Origin of the sequence: Campylobacter sp. IFREMER_LSEM_CL1097, assembly GCF_025772225.1 — a bacterium.
In the GTDB taxonomy this organism is placed as follows: domain Bacteria; phylum Campylobacterota; class Campylobacteria; order Campylobacterales; family Campylobacteraceae; genus Campylobacter_D; species Campylobacter_D lari_D.
On sequence record NZ_JAKMRT010000016.1, the window covers coordinates 15,901 to 33,724 of the forward strand.

At 32.1% G+C, this 17,824-nt stretch carries 15 protein-coding genes and 5 tRNA genes; 2 read left to right on the forward strand and 18 right to left on the reverse strand.

What is annotated here, in order from left to right; translation table 11 throughout:
* Positions 1-12: 12 nt before the first annotated feature.
* Genes L8W64_RS07115 through L8W64_RS07125 form a run of 3 tightly spaced genes read right to left on the reverse strand, consistent with a single transcriptional unit; the run spans position 13 to position 2,350 of the window.
* Positions 13-1,179, reverse strand: coding sequence for a UxaA family hydrolase (locus tag L8W64_RS07115; protein ID WP_263673299.1), 1,167 nt, complete (start codon positions 1,177-1,179; stop codon positions 13-15).
* Between the two features lie 2 nt (positions 1,180-1,181).
* Positions 1,182-1,445 carry a UxaA family hydrolase gene (locus L8W64_RS07120; protein ID WP_133319930.1) on the reverse strand — a complete coding sequence of 88 codons (264 nt, stop codon included), beginning with the start codon at positions 1,443-1,445 and terminating at the stop codon, positions 1,182-1,184.
* Positions 1,442-2,350: a dihydrodipicolinate synthase family protein gene (locus tag L8W64_RS07125; RefSeq protein WP_263673301.1), complete on the reverse strand. Its 909-nt coding sequence runs from the start codon at positions 2,348-2,350 to the stop codon at positions 1,442-1,444. The genes L8W64_RS07120 and L8W64_RS07125 overlap by 4 nt, the downstream gene beginning before the upstream one ends.
* Positions 2,351-2,588: 238 nt before the next feature.
* Between L8W64_RS07125 and L8W64_RS07130 the strand changes: the two genes are divergently transcribed.
* Complete coding sequence (locus tag L8W64_RS07130) at positions 2,589-3,362, forward strand: IclR family transcriptional regulator (RefSeq protein WP_263673303.1); 774 nt, start codon at positions 2,589-2,591, stop codon at positions 3,360-3,362.
* Positions 3,363-3,382: 20 nt separating this feature from the next.
* On the opposite strand, the gene rpoC is transcribed toward L8W64_RS07130, so the two are convergent.
* From rpoC to L8W64_RS07205, 15 genes are all read right to left on the reverse strand, one after another.
* Positions 3,383-7,936: a DNA-directed RNA polymerase subunit beta' gene (gene rpoC, locus L8W64_RS07135; protein ID WP_263659896.1), complete on the reverse strand. Its 4,554-nt coding sequence runs from the start codon at positions 7,934-7,936 to the stop codon at positions 3,383-3,385.
* Entirely contained in the window at positions 7,929-12,062 is a 4,134-nt protein-coding gene (rpoB, locus tag L8W64_RS07140) for a DNA-directed RNA polymerase subunit beta (protein WP_220566613.1), read from the reverse strand. Before rpoB ends, rpoC begins: the two co-directional genes overlap by 8 nt.
* A 95-nt stretch (positions 12,063-12,157) precedes the next feature.
* Positions 12,158-12,535 carry a 50S ribosomal protein L7/L12 gene (gene rplL / locus L8W64_RS07145; protein ID WP_012661184.1) on the reverse strand — a complete coding sequence of 126 codons (378 nt, stop codon included), beginning with the start codon at positions 12,533-12,535 and terminating at the stop codon, positions 12,158-12,160.
* Positions 12,536-12,555: 20 nt separating this feature from the next.
* A complete protein-coding gene (gene rplJ / locus L8W64_RS07150) occupies positions 12,556-13,035 on the reverse strand; it encodes a 50S ribosomal protein L10 (RefSeq protein ID WP_133319935.1) in 480 nt (159 codons plus the stop codon).
* A gap of 155 nt (positions 13,036-13,190) precedes the next feature.
* Positions 13,191-13,892, reverse strand: coding sequence for a 50S ribosomal protein L1 (gene rplA / locus L8W64_RS07155; protein ID WP_039617747.1), 702 nt, complete (start codon positions 13,890-13,892; stop codon positions 13,191-13,193).
* Between the two features lie 64 nt (positions 13,893-13,956).
* The gene (gene rplK, locus L8W64_RS07160) at positions 13,957-14,382 is read right to left on the reverse strand and encodes a 50S ribosomal protein L11 (RefSeq protein ID WP_012661181.1); all 426 of its coding nucleotides are present in this window, start codon (positions 14,380-14,382) and stop codon (positions 13,957-13,959) included.
* A gap of 27 nt (positions 14,383-14,409) precedes the next feature.
* On the reverse strand, positions 14,410-14,943 hold the full coding sequence (nusG, locus tag L8W64_RS07165; RefSeq protein WP_087684660.1) for a transcription termination/antitermination protein NusG: 534 nt from the start codon (positions 14,941-14,943) through the stop codon (positions 14,410-14,412).
* A 1-nt stretch (position 14,944) separates the two neighbouring features.
* On the reverse strand, positions 14,945-15,127 hold the full coding sequence (secE, locus tag L8W64_RS07170; protein WP_039617745.1) for a preprotein translocase subunit SecE: 183 nt from the start codon (positions 15,125-15,127) through the stop codon (positions 14,945-14,947).
* A 16-nt stretch (positions 15,128-15,143) separates the two neighbouring features.
* A tRNA-Trp gene (locus L8W64_RS07175) sits at positions 15,144-15,219 on the reverse strand.
* A gap of 21 nt (positions 15,220-15,240) precedes the next feature.
* A complete protein-coding gene (rpmG, locus tag L8W64_RS07180) occupies positions 15,241-15,399 on the reverse strand; it encodes a 50S ribosomal protein L33 (protein WP_039617743.1) in 159 nt (52 codons plus the stop codon).
* A 39-nt stretch (positions 15,400-15,438) separates the two neighbouring features.
* Positions 15,439-16,638, reverse strand: coding sequence for an elongation factor Tu (tuf, locus tag L8W64_RS07185; RefSeq protein ID WP_039617742.1), 1,200 nt, complete (start codon positions 16,636-16,638; stop codon positions 15,439-15,441).
* A 65-nt stretch (positions 16,639-16,703) separates the two neighbouring features.
* Positions 16,704-16,778: transfer RNA gene (locus L8W64_RS07190), tRNA-Thr, on the reverse strand.
* Between the two features lie 104 nt (positions 16,779-16,882).
* Positions 16,883-16,959 (reverse strand) — tRNA-Gly (locus L8W64_RS07195).
* A gap of 7 nt (positions 16,960-16,966) precedes the next feature.
* A tRNA-Tyr gene (locus tag L8W64_RS07200) sits at positions 16,967-17,052 on the reverse strand.
* Between the two features lie 46 nt (positions 17,053-17,098).
* Positions 17,099-17,174 (reverse strand) — tRNA-Thr (locus L8W64_RS07205).
* Positions 17,175-17,266: 92 nt separating this feature from the next.
* On the opposite strand from L8W64_RS07205, the gene yaaA reads away from it, so the two are divergent.
* The coding region (yaaA, locus tag L8W64_RS07210) for a YaaA family protein (RefSeq protein ID WP_263673304.1) at positions 17,267-17,824 on the forward strand (558 nt) is incomplete at its 3' end.

Genomic DNA, 17,824 nt, shown 5'->3' on the forward strand with positions numbered 1-17,824 from the left:
TTTTTTATTAATTTAGCAAGTTGTAGCAAGTCTCCAAACTGAAAAATCATTTTGTTCATTTAACTCTGCCTTTACCAATTCTCCATTTGAAATTCTTATGATCAAATCTATAAGCTCATCACGCACTTCTTCTTTTGTCTTAATCCCATCTATAATACCTCCTGCATTAATATCAATAGCATCATTCATATTTTCATAACAAAAAGTATTAGAACTCATTTTAATAGTAGGCACAATAGCTGAACCTGTAGGAGTACCACGACCTGTAGTAAAAACGCAAATATTTGCTCCACCTGCCACCATAGCGCTAAGTTGTTCTATATCATTACCTGGCGTATTCATAAAAGTAAGTCCTTTGGAAATTACAGGTTTAGCATAATCAATCACATCCATTAAAGTTCTAGTACCTGCTTTATAAACACAACCTAAAGACTTTTCTTCTATAGTGCTAAGCCCACCTGCAATATTTCCCGGACTAGGATTTGCTCCGCGTATATCAGCATGAAAAGATTTAACTAAATTCTCATAGCCTAAAATCTTATCATATACCTTTTTAGCTACTTCATCATTTTTTGCTCTCTTAGCAAGTATGGCTTCACACCCTATAAGCTCTGTAGTTTCTGCTAAAATTACTGCACCACCTTCATCAATTACAAAATCACTTAAACTTCCTAAAGCAGGATTGGCACTAAGACCGCTATAACTATCGCTACCACCACATTCTGTGCCTAAAATCAAATCACTAAAATCGCCATCTGTTTTTTCCAATTTTGCAGCATTTTCAAGCATTTGATTTACTATTTTAACACCCTTTTCTATGGTATTTTTACTACCACCGCACTCTTGTATTACTAAATATTCAACCATCTTATAAGGTGTCACTTCTTTTATTTTTTCAGCTACTATTTTCGCTTGTATTACCTCACAACCAAGTCCTACAATTAAAACACCAAAAACATTAGCATTACTCCCATGGCCTATTAAAACATCTCTAGTTTGTAAAGCATCAAATTCGAGTTGAGAACAGCCATGTTGATGATTAATATATACTGCCCCATTGCATTTTTTGGCTATATTTTCGCACACCTTATTAGCACAATGCACGCTTGGTATAATAATGACTTTATTTCTCAAGCCAAATTTTCCATCTTCCCTTCTATAACCCATTATCTTTTTCATATTTATTCCTTATCCCCACGACCTCTAATACCTGCACTATTGTGAATATGCACCCATTCACCTTTATTAATATCACAACTTGCACTAGCTATAGCTTCTGCATATTTGATGACAACTTCATCTTTTTTTATATCTTTTAGTGCAAATTTATGTCCACTTGCAATATCATCTAAAAGTTCTATATTTTCCACGATTTCACCTTTTTTAAAATCACGCAAAGCAGTAGCGACATTATCTTTTTCATTGACTATAATATAGGCTTTCATAATTTTATACCCGTTTCTTTTTCTATAGTTTTAACAAGTTCTTTAGCTTCATTAAAACGAGTATTTAATTCTTCTTTTGTAGCATGTGATAAAGGATGGATGCTTGTATTTGCAAATTCAAATCCTCTAGCTTTTAAAAGCAAAGCAAATCCCATAGGAAAAGCCATACTCATACCAAATCTTATAGCTTTTAATAAACTTTTTTGAATCAGCAAAGCTCTATCTATATTTTTTTCATTGATTGATTTATAAATTTCACTCATAAGTTCTGGAAAAACACCACCTATACTAGTCATAGAACCCTTTGCCCCTATCAGTAGTGCTCCTGCATAAAATTCTTCTCTTCCTACAAAAACATCAAAATCACCAGGCACTACATCTAATATATGATTTAAAAGTAAAGCATCTCCACTGCTATCTTTTATACCCACAACATTATCAAGCTTTGAAACTCTTTCTATAAATTTCAAACTTAGTGCTGGTGCAAAAAGAGGGATGTTATAAATATACAAAGGAAGCTTCACTTTAGAAGATAAATCTTTAATATATTCAAAAAGTGCATCTTCACTTAATTTATAATAATAAGGCATAGCAAGTAATAAAGCATCAAGCCCTAATTCATATGCTTTTTGTGCCAAAGTAAAAGTATTTTGATAAACTGTTGATGCAATACCTGTAATAACAGGGAGATTATTTTTTGCAGCTTCTTTTGTAAGTTTCATTATTTTGACTTGCTCTTCTATACCTAAAGCTTGAGAATCTCCTGCACTACCATTACAAAATAATCCATTTAAACCTTTTGAGATACCAAATTCGCAGTATTTAATAAATTCGTTTTCATTAATATTTCCACTCATATCATATGGAGTTAATAAGGCTGGTAAAGTTCCCTTTAATATTCCCATATTTTTTCCTTTCATTTTTTGTATATACAAAAATATTTTTATATACAAAAAATATAGCTAAAAATAGAAATTTTTAAAAACATCAAAATGATAAAAAAACAATACAAAAGTCTTATAAAAGTAGTTATAATCAACCATCTAAAGCAAAAACTGCTAATAGAAAATATTTTTTATATCATTAAAAATGTTACTAAAAGTAAAAAATATGATAGAATTTATCTATTGAAAAAGGAGCAAAATGACACATCAACCAACATTAAGAGTTTTAAAAATTTTAGAATTATTGGGCAATAATAATCAAAAAAATACACTAAGCTCTATTGCAAAAGATTTAAATATCCCTCCAGGGACACTTTCTCCTATACTTCAAACTTTACAAGCTAAAAATTACATTAAATGTGATAAAAATAAATTTTACACATTAGATTATAAAATTTTAGAAATTAGCCGTTGCATTTCAATAAAAAATAGCGCATTAGAATTAATTAAAAAACATATGAAAAACATCAGAAACTTAACAGGACAAACATGCCAAATGGGAATATTAAAAGAAGGAAATGTATTTTATTTAGAAAAACTTGATTCGGATAATCAAATACAAATCAAGTCTTTTGTCGGTGCTTCATATCCAGCTTACGCTACATCTTTAGGAAAAGCATTACTAGAAAAGAAAACCTATAAAGAGCTTGAAAAAATTTATCCAAATCCTTCTTTTGAGAAAATAACGTCAAATACATTAAATAATCTAAAAGAGCTTTACGAAGAATTGTCTTCTATCAAAGAAAATAAAATAGCATTAGAAAGTGGGGAAATGAACCCAGAAATTGAGTGCATGGCCATAGGAATTGAATACGATGAAAAAATTATAGCTGCAATTAGTATTTCATATCATATATTTTACTCAAATGCAAATTTTAAAGAAAAAAATCAAAAAATTTTACTAGAAGAAAAATACAAAATAGAACAAGATTTAAAATTGTATTTCCCGGAATTAGAAAATATATATCAATAAAAATCCCTAATTAGGGATTTTTATTCTTTTTCTTTTAATTTAAGTTTTTGTTCTTGATATAATCCCGTTCCAACAGGAATCATACGACCTAAGATTACATTTTCTTTTAGATCTTCAAGATAATCAAATTTACCTGCAATACTTGCTTCTGTTAAAACTTTCGTTGTTTCTTGGAAAGAAGCAGCTGAAATCACGCTATCACTTCCAATAGCCGCTCTTGTTACCCCAAGTAACACAGGTTCAGCCACAGCAGGCTCACCACCATATCTTAAAATTCTTTCATTTTCTTCTCTGAATTTTCTTCTTGAAACTAAATCACCCACGATGAAGTTAGTATGACCACTATCTACAATTTTAACTTGTCTTAGCATTTGTGATACGATGATTTCAATATGCTTATCAGAAATCACAACACCTTGACCGCGATAAACTTGCTGAATTTCAGAAATAAGATAATAATGTAATGCTTTTTCACCTAAAATTCTAAGTACATCATGGCTTGAAATAACTCCATCGGTTAATTTTTCACCCGCATGGATAAACTCGCCATCTCTTACTTGAATACGTTTTGATTTATCTATCAAATACTCTGCACTACTTCCATCTTCTGCTTGAATAATGATTCTTTCTTTTGATCTTAAAGGCTTATCAAATCTAACAACTCCATCAATTTCAGCTACAACGGCAGTGTTTTTTGGCTTTCTTGCTTCAAATAATTCAGATACTCTTGGAAGACCCCCGGTAATATCTTTTGATTTAGCTGCTGCCTTTGGTGTTTTAGCTAAAATATCAGCTTGCTTCACCTTATCACCATCATTTACATAAATAACAGTTTTTGGCTCTAATTGATAACGCACTACTTTGTCATTTTCACCTATGATTAACAACGCTGGACGCACTCCACTTGGTAAATACTCATTAATAACAAGCGATCTTTTACCTGTTGCTTCATCAATTTGTTCATCAGCACTATAGCCTGATTCAATATCTTCAAAATTTATAGTACCTGCAACCTCTGCAATTACGGTGTTATTATATGCATCCCATTCAGCAATGATAGTTTTATCTTCTTTGCTTGATTTTGCTATGATAGCTTTAGGATTATCCACAAAAGCACTATCATCAAATTCAATCACGGATTCTCTTGGTATATAATGTCTTTTTGCTTCTCTATCATTTTCATCAGCAATAACAACAAAAACACCTTTTTCTTTAACTACATCACCTTTTTTAAGATTTTTAATCCTATCTAAACCATCGCCTTTGAGCATGTAAAATTTTAATGTGCCTTTTGCACCTGCTATAATATCTTGAGTGATAGGATCACCATCTTTTACTAGCAATTCACTTGCATAAGGAATACGATTTGGTATATTCCAACCTTCTTTGATCACTTCAACAATACTTTCATTTTCAGCTACTTCAACACCATCGCTATATGGAATATATAACTTACCTTCGATATTACCACTTACACCGGCAAGCTCATTAGCTTTTGCTAAATCATATTTTCTTAATATAAATTTAGCTTCATTGTTTTTTGCTTTAACGCTAACCACTACATCTTCATACGCATGTTCAATATGGATAGTTCCTTTAAATGGAGCTTTGATTTTTGGCTCAACAAGTAAAATAGCAGCATTGCGATGATTTGCAACGATAGTTTTACCTTGTCTATCTTCATAAGTGTTAAGATTATAAAATCTTACAAAACCTTCTTTGTGTGCTACTACTTGACGATCTTGTAAATCTGTACTAGCAGTACCACCACTATGGAAAGTTCTTAGTGTAAGCTGAGTTCCTGGCTCACCGATTGATTGAGCAGATATAATACCTACAGCTTCACCTGGCTTAACTAATTTGCCCTCACCTAGGTTAATACCATAACATTTAGAACAAACTCCTTTTTTAGCTTTACAAGTAATAGGAGTTCTAATACTTACACTCTTTACACCACTTTCAACAATTACTCTAGCTTTTTCTTCATCTATTAAAGTACCTTCTGAAAATAAAATTTCATTAGTAATAGAATCAATAATATTTTCAGCTAAAACTCTTCCTAAAATTCTTTCCTCTAAGGTTTCAATCACAACACCATCTGCTGTGATTTCATTAATTTCAACACCCTCATGTGCACCACAATCATCCATTGTAACTTTTACATTTTGTGCCACATCGATAAGCTTTCTTGTTAAATAACCTGCATTTGCTGTTTTTAATGCTGTATCCGCAAGACCTTTTCTAGCACCATGAGTTGAAATAAAATATTCAAGAACATTAAGTCCTTCACGGAAATTTGAAATAATCGGTGTTTCAATAATTGAGCCATCAGGTTTTGCCATAAGACCCCTCATCGCAGCAAGCTGTGAAATTTGAGCTGCTGAACCTCTAGCACCAGAATCTGCCATCATATAAATAGAGTTAAATCCTTCTTTATCTTTTTTAATTAACTCCATCATATCTTTTGACAAGATATTATTAGTGCTTTTCCAAATATCAATAATCTTATTATATCTTTCACCCGAAGTAATCAAACCTAAATTATATGAATTTTGAATTTCTCTTACTTGCTTTTTAGCTTCTTCTATGCTTTTTTGCTTTTGATCAGGCACAATAATATCAGCAATTGAAATAGAAATACCTGCTTTTGTTGCATATTCAAAACCAAGATCTTTTAGTTTATCTAAAAAGCTAGCACTTACTTCAAGGCCACCCTCTTTATAAACATAATCAACCAAAGCTGCAATATCTTTTTTCTTCATGACTTTATTCCACATATTTTCAGGAACAAAATCAGGTAAGATAGACTTAATAATCAATCTACCCGCGGTTGTTGTGATTTTTCTTCCATCAACCACACTTCTAATGCTTGCATGAATATCTAAAGATTTTGCTTCTAGAGCAATCATAACCTCTTCAATACCTGTGCAAATTTTATGCTCACCTTTAGCACCATCTTTTTCTAAAGACAGATAATAAATCCCCAAAACCATATCTTGAGAAGGCACAGTTACAGAACGACCACTTGCTGGAAGCAAGATATTCATAGATGAGAGCATTAATACTTTACACTCAGCTATTGCCTCTTGAGATAAAGGCACATGCACAGCCATTTGGTCCCCGTCAAAGTCAGCATTAAATGCCGCACACACTAATGGATGAAGTTGAATCGCTTTACCCTCTACAAGCACAGGATGAAAAGCTTGGATAGAAAGTTTATGCAAGGTTGGAGCACGGTTAAGCATTACAGGATGACCTTTAACAACCTCTTCTAAGCACTCCCAAACCTCATTAGTTTTGTTTTCTATCATTTTTTTAGCTTGTTTTACGGTAGTTGCATAACCTTTTTCTTCAAGCTTAGCTAACAAATGTGGTTTAAATAATTCTAAAGCCATTTTTTTAGGTAAACCGCATTGATCCATTCTAAGTTTTGGTCCAACAACAATAACACTACGACCTGAGAAATCCACCCTTTTACCAAGTAGATTTTGTCTAAAACGACCTTGTTTACCTTTGATAATTTCACTTAAAGATTTCAATGGGCGCTTATTTGCACCTTTAACTGCATTTGCTCTTCTGCCATTATCAAACAAAGCATCAACTGCTTCTTGTAGCATTCTTTTTTCATTTCTAATGATAATTTCAGGTGCATCAAGCTCCATAAGTCTTTTTAAACGCGTATTTCTATTGATAACCCTTCTATATAAATCATTCACATCAGAAACTGCAAATTTTCCACCATCTAAAGCTACCAAAGGTCTTAAATCAGGTGGTAATACAGGTAAATTTGTGATCATCATCCACTCAGGACGATTTGGTACTACTTCATCAATATTTGTATTGCTATTTAAATTACTATTTAAGAAATTTTCTACCACTTTTAAGCGTTTGATGATAGTTTTTTTCTTTGCTTCTGAATTAGTTGCTGCAATATCTTCTTTTAATTTATTTAAAAGCTCGACAAGATCTAAATTTGCTAGTAAATCTCTAACAACCTCACCACCCATTCTAGCTTTAAATCCACTACTTTCATAGCGTTGCATTAAATTTAAATACTGCTCTTCATTTAACACATCACAAAATTCAACTTTTTTAGTATTTTCATTATCATAGTATGCATCACCTGGATTTTCTACTATATATGCTTCATAATATAATACGCGTTCTAAGTCTTTCATCTTTACGCCGAGTAAAGTACCGATACGACTTGGTAAAGAGTTCACATACCATATATGTGCTACTGGGGTAACTAGCTCAATATGCCCCATTCTTGAACGACGCACTTTAGAACTAGTAACTTCAACACCACATTTTTCACACTTAATGCCCTTAAAACGCATTTTTTTATACTTACCACAAAGACACTCATAATCTCTTACTGGTCCAAAAATTTTAGCACAAAAAAGCCCATCTCTTTCAGGCTTTAAAGTTCTATAATTAATCGTTTCTGGTTTTTTTACTTCCCCATAAGACCATGATTTGATTTTTTCAGGACTTGCAAGTCTTAATTGAAAAGCTTCAAAGTCTCTAGGTCTGCCATCTTCTTTTATTTCGATAGGTTTAAATTTACTCATTATTCTCATCCTTATCAAAAATCTCAACATCTAAAGCAAGAGATTTTAATTCATTTGTAAGTACAAAGAATGTCTCTGGAATACCTGTTGCTGGAACATTCTCGCCTTTTGTTAAAGCTTTATAAGCACTAAATCTACCCTCAACATCATCAGATTTAATAGTAAGCATTTCTCTTAAAGTATGAGCTGCTCCATAAGCTTCAAGAGCCCAAACTTCCATCTCACCAAATCTTTGCCCACCAAATAATGCTTTACCACCAACTGGTTGTTGTGTTACTAAGCTATAAGGTCCAGTGCTTCTTGCGTGAACTTTTTCATCTACTAAATGGTGTAATTTAAGCATATACATACATCCAACATGCACACGCTCTGCCATTTTTTCACCAGTTCTTCCATCATAAAGTTCGCTTTTTCCATCCATAGCTATTTTAGCCATTTCAAAAAGCTTACCAAATTCTTCAACCGTTACACCTTCAAATACAGGAGTAGCAAATTTTACCCCTTTAGCCCAATCTCTAGCATAAGAAATAAGTTGCTCATCATTTAAAGTTTGTACAAATTTCTTTTCTAGCTCAAGTCTAGATACACTACAAATTTCAAGAATTTTTTCGCGTAATTCTTTTACAAAATCTTTTTGTTTTCTATCAAAAATTTCTTGAATTTGATCACCTAGTCTCATACCAACAATCCCTAAGTGACTTTCAAGAATTTGTCCTATATTCATACGACTTGGAACCCCTAGAGGATTTAAAGCTATATCAATAGGTCTTCCATCAGGTAAATAAGGCATATCAACTTCTGGAACGATATTAGATACAATACCTTTATTTCCATGGCGTCCTGCCATTTTATCCCCAACTTTTAATTTTCTCTTAGTCGCAATATATACTTTAACAAGTTTTACCACTCCACTTGGTAAAATATCATCTTTTTCTAAAATTTCTAATTTTTCATCATGCTCTGTTTTAAGCTTTTTCTTCTCGTTTTGGAAGTGATTTTTTAAATCATCATATTCTTTTTGCACTTCTTTAGAATAAGCTTTAACTAAAGAATTTAATGCAAAACGATTAATTTTTTCCAACTCGGTAATTTCTACCTTGGAACCTTTTTTATATTTAACACCATTTATTTCTTCGTCTGAATTTAAAGGTGATTTAGAAAGCAAAGAACATACTCTTAAAGTTTCTTCTCTGTCCATCATCAAAAGTCTATCGTGATGTTCTTTTTCAAGATTTAATTTTTCATCATCATAGGCTTTTACAGCACGAGCATCTTTTTCATAACCTTTTTTAGTAAATATTTTTACATCTACAACAACACCTTCCAATGAAGCAGTTGCATATAAAGATTTATTTACAACATGTCCTGCCTTTTCACCAAAAATAGCTCTTAGTAATCTTTCTTCAGGCGTAGGTTTTACCTCACCTTTAGGTGAAACTTTACCTACCAAAATCATACCAGGCTTTATATGAGTTCCTATTTTTGCAATACCACTCTCATCAAGATGTGCTAAATCTTCCTCTTTAACATTTGGAATATCTTTTGTAATCTCTTCAACGCCATCTTTAAGTTCTCTAGCCTCTACTTCTTTTTCATAAATATGAACACTAGTGAAAGTATCTTCGCGTAAAATTTTCTCACTAATTACAATAGCATCTTCATAATTATATCCATGCCATGGCATAAATGCGATCAAAGCATTTTTACCAATAGCAAGCTCTCCTTGGTCCATACTTGGACCATCTGCAATAATTTGACCTGCTTGAATAAATTCGCCTTTTTTCACAATCGGGTGTTGAATAAAAGTTGTATTTTGGTTAGTTCTTAGATTTTTTTCCATTTTATAATGATCAATAAATGGTCCATTTTCATCTTCGCCCAAAATAAAAATATTTTTATTATCAACTTTTTCTACAATACCTGCTCTTTTAGCTTTAATAGCTTCCCAAGCATCACGTGCAATGATTTTTTCCATACCAGTACCTACTATAGGTGCTTGTGCGGTTAGTAAAGGCACTGCTTGACGCTGCATGTTTGAACCCATCAGGGCTCTGTTTGCATCATCATGCTCCAAAAATGGAATCAAAGAAGCTGCGACCCCTACTATCATACCTGAACAAAGATCAATCAAATGCACTTCTTCTCTTCTTGCTAAGATTGTTTCACCATCTTGTCTTGCTTCAACAAATTCTTCAACAATATTACCTTTTTCATCAATTTTAGTTGAAGCAGCTGCGATCACTAAACCTTCTTCTTGAGTAGCGGTTAAATAAACAATTTCATTGCTTACTTTTCCATTTTCTACTTTCTTATAAGGTGCTTCAACAAAACCTAGATCATTTACTTTAGCATAAGTTGAAAGCGTATTAATCAAACCGATATTTTGACCTTCTGGAGTTTCAACAGGGCAAATTCTTCCATAATGCGTTGCATGGACATCACGCACTTCAAAACCCGCTCTTTCTTTTACTAAACCACCCTCGCCAAGCGCAGATAAACGACGCTTATGAGTTACCTCGCTTAATGGATTTGTTTGATCCATAAATTGAGACAATTGACCACCGGTAAAAAATTCCATAATTGTCACAGTAATTGTTTTAGGATTGATTAAGTCATAAGGCATTACTTTATCAATATCTGCATTTAATGCGGTAAATTTATCTCTAATTGATTTTTGCATTTTAGCAAGACCCACATGAAGTTCATTAGCTAAAAGCTCTCCAATCGATCTAATACGACGATTACCTAAATGATCTCTATCATCAATATGGCCTCTACCATTTTTTACTTTAATTAAATATTTTGCAGTTTTTACTATATCTTCATTTGTTAAAACTGTAACATATTCAGGTGTATCTAATCCTAGTTTATGATTCATTTTCATACGACCAACTTTTGTTAGATCATATCTTTCAGGATTAAAAAATAAATCATTTACAAAAGCTTTTGCAGCATCTTTTACTACAGGCTCACCTGGTCTCATTACTTTATAAATTCTAATAGCTGCTAAATCATTTTCATCTTCTATATTTTCAGTTTGTTTTAATAATTTTAAAGTCTCATTATCTTGAATGAAAGAATTAATAATAGCAGCATCAACTCCATTTGCTAAGTCATTTGCAATATCAAATTGTTTTTCTTCTTTAATTTTAGCTAATTTTCCCTCATCTAATAGCGTTAAAGAATCAAACAAAACCTCACCGGTTTCTTTATTAATAATAGGGTTAGCTAAATATCTATTTGTTAAAATTTCAATTGGATATTCAACCCATTTAACACCGTCTTTTATAAGTTGCTCAGCTTTTTTCTTTGTCATTCTTTTACCGGCTTGGTGTACAACATTGCCTTTTTCATCTTTTAAGTCATATTCGACTCTATCTAAAAAGTCATTTGGATTAAATTCAGTTAAAAATTTATCTTTTTTAACATGAATAGTTTGTATAGGGTAAAATAATTTTATAATATCTTGCTTTTTATAACCAAGTGCTCTAAATAAAATAGTAATAGGCACTTTCCTTCTTTTATTAATACGCACATAAAGCACATCTTTTGCATCATATTCAAAATAAAGCCAAGAACCACGATCTGGTATAATTTGAGCTGTATATACTAATTTATTTGCAACAGTAGAACTTTCTTCTTCTTTAAAAATAACACCTGGACTTCTATGAAGTTGATTTACAACAACTCTTTCAACCCCATTAATTATAAAAGAAATTCTATCTGTCATTAAAGGAATTTCTCTAATATAAATTTCTTGTTCTTTGATATCTTTTATACCGATTTTTTCACCCGTTTTTTCATCTTTTTCATGTAAAGTTAAACGGATTTTCATTTTCAAATTTACAGAATAAGTTAAACCTCTTTCCATGCACTCTCTAATGGTATATTTAGGTTTACCTACTTCACTACTTACATATTCTAAACTTAATCTATTTTGCGGATCATGGATTGGAAAGATAGATTTGAAAACTTTTTCAATTCCACTTTCTGAATTTTTTGCATCTAAATTTAAAAAATAATCAAAACTCTTTTTTTGTAATTGTAATAAATTTGGAATGTCTATTTGTTGTGGAACATTCGAGAAGTCTATTCTTAAACGATTTCCTGATTGTGAATTTAACATATTATTATACCCCATGGTAAAAGTATTGAAAGAAAGAATCCTTATTAAAGGAAAACAAGAAAGGATATAAAATCCTTTCTTTTAAAAATAAAAAATTATTTAAGTTCAACCTTAGCGCCAGCTTCTTCAAGTTGTTTTTTAGCTTCTTCAGCTTCAGCTTTACTAACACCTTCTTTAAGAACTGATGGAGTTTGCTCAACTGCATCTTTTGCTTCTTTTAATCCAAGACCAGTTAAAGCACGAACAACTTTAATTACATTAATTTTTTTATCGCCACCATCTTGTAATACAATATCAAATTCAGTTTTTTCTTCAGCAGCACCGCCAGCAGCACCCGCAACAGCAGCACCCGCAACCATAACTGGAGCAGCAGAAACACCAAATTTTTCTTCAAATTCTTTTACTAATTCTGAAAGCTCAAGAACACTTAGGTTAGAAATAAATTCTAATACATCTTCTTTAGTAATTGCCATTTTTTATCCTTTTTATAATTTTATTCAGCTTCTTTTTTTTCTTTTAATGCATTTAATCCAATTGTAAAATTGGTGATTGGTGCATTCCAAACTTGCAAAAGCATAGCAAGTAATTCATTACGAGAAGGCATTTTAGCTAAAGCTTTAACTTTATCTACAGAAGCAACTTCGCCTTCGATAAATGCAGTTTTGATCTCAAATGCTTGATTAGCTTCGCTAAATTTATCAGCAACTTTTGAAACATTTAATTGGTCTTCACCCCAAAGATAAATATTAGTATCTTTAAGTTCCATTCCATCTTTGCCGGCATTTTTAAGAGCAATACTTGCTAAAGTATTTTTAATAATTTGAACTTTAACATCCATTTCTCTCGCATTATTTCTTAACTCTTCAAGTTTTTTAGTATTTAAACCCTTATAGTTACAAACTACAACAGCCTCACTAACTTTAAAACCTTCTTCAAGTTTAGAAACAAGTTCAACTTTTTGGCTTTTAGTCATCTTTACTCCTTTCCGACCGGTGATTTCAAGCAGAGCAGAAAAATCTAATTAAGTCCTAGGACCTCGGCTATCTCCAATCTAAGATAAAAATTAGATAAAATAAAAGTTATTATCTTATCTAATTTTTATTAATGAGAGTAAAACTCTCATTAATTTTATTTTGTATCAAGTAATTCTTGAGTATCAAGAGAAAGAGAAGGACTCATAGTTAAAGAAAGACTAGCATTTTTAATATATCTTCCTTTTGCAGCAGCTGGCTTGTGTTTATTAATAGCTTTTACAAATGCTGTCATATTTTCTTTTAATTGTTCTTGAGTAAAGCTAACTTTACCTAAACCTGCATGGATATTTCCTTGCTTATCAACACGGAAGTTAACTTGACCATTTTTAGCATTATTCACAGCTTGTGCAACATCCATTGTCACAGTACCTGTCTTAGGATTTGGCATTAAACCTTTAGGTCCTAAAATACGACCTACTTTACCAACTAAACCCATCAAATTTGGAGTAGCAATTAAAACATCAAAATTCATATTTCCTTTTTGAATTTCTTCTACTAAATCATCACTACCAACTATATCAGCACCTGCATTTTTTGCCTCATCAGCTTTTGCATCTTTTGCTATAACAGCAACACGCACTTTTTTACCTGTACCACAAGGTAAAACTACACTACCTCTTACCATCTGATCTGCATGTCTTGGATCAACATTTAATTTTAAAGCAATTTCAACTGTTTCATCAAATTTAGCAGATGCAAGAGTTTTAACTGTGCTTATTGCTTCATCCATTAAGTAATTTTTATTTGAATCTATTTTTTTTAATAATTCTGTAAATCTTTTAGTATTTTTTGACATTAATTTTTCTCCGCATTTTATATAAAGTGCTACCGCCTTTTTAAACTCTTGGCGGTAAAGAGTATTAATCTACGATTTCAACACCCATAGAACGAGCAGAACCCATAATAATCTTAGCAGCTTGCTCTCTATCTTTTGTGTTCATATCAGCTATTTTTTTATCAACAATTTCTAAAACTTGTGCTTTAGTTAATTTACCTACTTTATTTTTTAAAGGATTATCCGCACCTTTAGAAATACCTGCAGCTTTTTTGATTAAATCAGTAGCTGGTGGTTGTTTTGTGATAAATGTAAAGCTTTTATCTGCATAAACAGTAATAACAACTGGAATATTAAAGCCAGCCATATCTTTTGTTCTTTCATTAAATGCCTTACAAAATTCCATAATATTAACACCTTGTTGACCCAAAGCAGGACCAACTGGAGGTGATGGATTAGCCTTAGTAGCAGCTATTTGTAATTTTATTTCTCCTACGACTTTTTTAGCCATAACCTTACTCCTTTACTTGCTATATTATCAAACTATTTTTTCAACTTGAGAGTATAAGATCTCTACTGGAGTTGATCTGCCAAATATTGAAACATTTAGCTTTAAAACCCCTCTAACCATATCATATTCTTCTACAATACCAACAAAGTTTGCAAAAGGACCTTCGGTTATTCTTACACTTTCTTCTTTATCAAATGAAATTTTAGGTTTAGGTGCTGCTTTATTTTTCACCTTTTCTAAAATAAGATTGATATCTTTTTCACTCAATGGGGTTGGTTTTTTACTTTCCCCTATAAAACGACCAACTTTTGGCAAAGATTGAATTTTATGCCAAAGTTCTGTTGATAAGTCAATATTGGCAAATACATAGCCTGAATACAAACTTCTTTCGCTTATTTTTTCTTTACCATTTTTAAATTCAATCACATCTTCAGTTGGAACAATTACTTCTAACAATTGCTCTTGAATTCCATGATCTCTAACTAAATTTTCTATGGCTCTTTTTACAGCCATTTCACTACCTGCATAAGTTTGAATTGCATACCATTTATGATTCATTATTTTATCCTATAATCTTAGATAATGAAAATGACATAATCAAGTCAACCAATGCTAAAAATAATGAAACAACAGTAACAACTACAAAAACGGTAATATAAGCATTTCTAACTTGCTCTTTCAAAGGCCAAATAACTTTTGATAATTCAGCTTTTGACAATTTAAAATAAGTTATTAGTTTTTCCATATTTAACCTTATTTTGTGGCAGGGCAAGAGGGATTCGAACCCCCAACCATCGGATTTGGAATCCGGCGCTCTACCGTTGGAGCTATTGCCCTAAGGGCTTTTATATAAAAGCCTTAACTTTTTAATTTAACTTCTTTATGAACTGTATGTTTTTTTAATCTTGGGCAATATTTTTTTAATTCTAATTTTTCAGTTGTATTTTTACTATTTTTAAAAGTACTGTAATTAATATCACCGCACTCTTCACATTTCAAGCCAACTTTAATTCTCATTTTTATTCCTTAAAAAGCGAGATAAAATCTCGCTTATGATTATTTAATAATTTTAGATACAACACCTGAACCAACAGTACGGCCACCTTCACGGATAGCAAAACGAGTACCTTCTTCAAGCGCAACTGGTGCAATAAGACTTACAGTAATTCTAACATTCTCACCTGGCATAACCATTTCAACGCCTTCTGCAAGTTGGATAGAACCAGTAACATCTGTTGTTCTTACATAGAACTGTGGTCTATAGTTATTAAAGAATGGAGTATGACGACCACCTTCATCTTTATTTAAAATATAAACTTCTGCTTCAAAGTCAGTATGTGGAGTAATTGATTTTGGCTTAGCAAGAACCATACCACGAAGAACATCTTCTTTTTTAGTACCACGTAGAAGAACACCTACATTATCACCTGCTTCACCTTGATCCATTTCTTTTCTAAACATTTCAACACCAGTTACTGTAGTGCTCTGTGTTTCTCTAATACCAACTATTTCAATAGTATCACCAACTTTAACAACACCTTTTTCAATTCTACCAGTAACAACTGTACCACGACCTGAAATTGAGAATACATCTTCGATTGGCATTAAGAAATCTTTATCTGTATCACGAGCTGGAGTTGGAATATACTCATCAACTGCTGCCATAAGATCTAGGATTTTTTTAGACCATTCACCATCTTGTCCGGCTTTTGCTTCTTCAAGAGCTTGTAAAGCAGAACCTGAAATAATTGGAGTATCATCTCCTGGGAAGTCATAAGAACTTAATAGTTCTCTAATTTCCATTTCAACTAATTCTAATAATTCAGCATCATCAACCATATCAGCTTTATTCATGAAAACAACGATATATGGTACACCTACTTGGCGAGAAAGTAAGATGTGCTCTCTAGTTTGTGGCATTGGACCATCTGCAGCAGAAACAACAAGAATAGCACCGTCCATTTGAGCAGCACCAGTAATCATATTTTTAACATAGTCAGCGTGACCTGGGCAGTCTACGTGAGCATAGTGACGATTTTCCGTTTCATACTCAATGTGAGAAGTTGCAATAGTAATACCACGCTCTTTTTCTTCAGGAGCATTGTCGATATTATCATAATCTTTAAGCTCAGCCAAACCTCTTCTTGAAAGAACAGCAGAGATAGCAGCTGTTAAAGTAGTTTTACCGTGGTCAACGTGACCAATAGTACCAATATTTACGTGAGGCTTATTACGTGAAAATTTTTCTTTAGCCATCTTTTTCCTCCATATAAAATTTACAAACAAATACTAATTTATGTTTTATAATCTTTTGAAATCAATGGAGCTCATAGCGGGACTTGAACCCGCGACCTCTCCCTTACCAAGGGAGTGCTCTACCTCTGAGCCATACGAGCGCTCAGAAAAATTAAAAACATAAATTATAAAATTTTGGAAATTGAAACTGCTAGAAATTCTGAATTTAAAAACAGCTCCCAGTTTCACTCTACCAAAATTAGGTTGGAGCGGGAAACGGGACTCGAACCCGCGACCCTCAGCTTGGAAGGCTGATGCTCTAGCCAACTGAGCTACTCCCGCAAAGCAATGGTGGTGAGTCGTGGATTCGAACCACGGAAGGCGAAAGCCAGCAGATTTACAGTCTGCCCTCGTTGGCCACTTGAGTAACTCACCATGATAAAAATGCTTTTTATTTCTGGTCAAACACTGCTATCAACAATGGAGCTGGTTAAGGGACTTGAACCCCCGACCTGCTGCTTACAAGGCAGCTGCTCTACCAACTGAGCTAAACCAGCAAAAAATAAAGTTGAATTATAATGTAATTTTGAATTAATGTCAAGTGTTTTAAATAATTTTATATAATTTTTAAAAAAATAAAGGATTGATTATGAAAATTTTATTTTCACCTAGCGAAAGCAAAAATAAAATAAATACGCAAGATTATATAAATAAAAACTCTTTTGTTTTTAGTAATTTATATAGTAAAAGACTTGAGGTACTTACAAAATATAAAAATCATATAAATCAATGCAATGAAGTTGAACTTGAAAAATTTTTTGGTATAAAAGATGCAAGTGAAATAGAAGAATTAACTCATGATATTTTAACAAAAGAAACAAACAAAGCTATTCAAAGATATAATGGAGTTGCTTTTGATCATTTAGACTATGAAAATTTAAGCGAGAATTCAAGAAAATACATAGATGAGAATGTTTTGATATTTTCTAATCTTTTTGGTCCTATTTTAGCAAAAAATTTAATACCTTATTACAAATTAAAACAAGGAGAGAAAATTAAAGAATTTAATATAGAAAAATATTACAAAGATAGTTTCTCTGATGAACTCGATAAATTTTTAGAAAATGAATTAGTCATTGATCTTAGAGCTAAATTTTATGAAAAATTTTATACTATTAAAAAGCCTTTTTTAACTTTTACCTTTTTA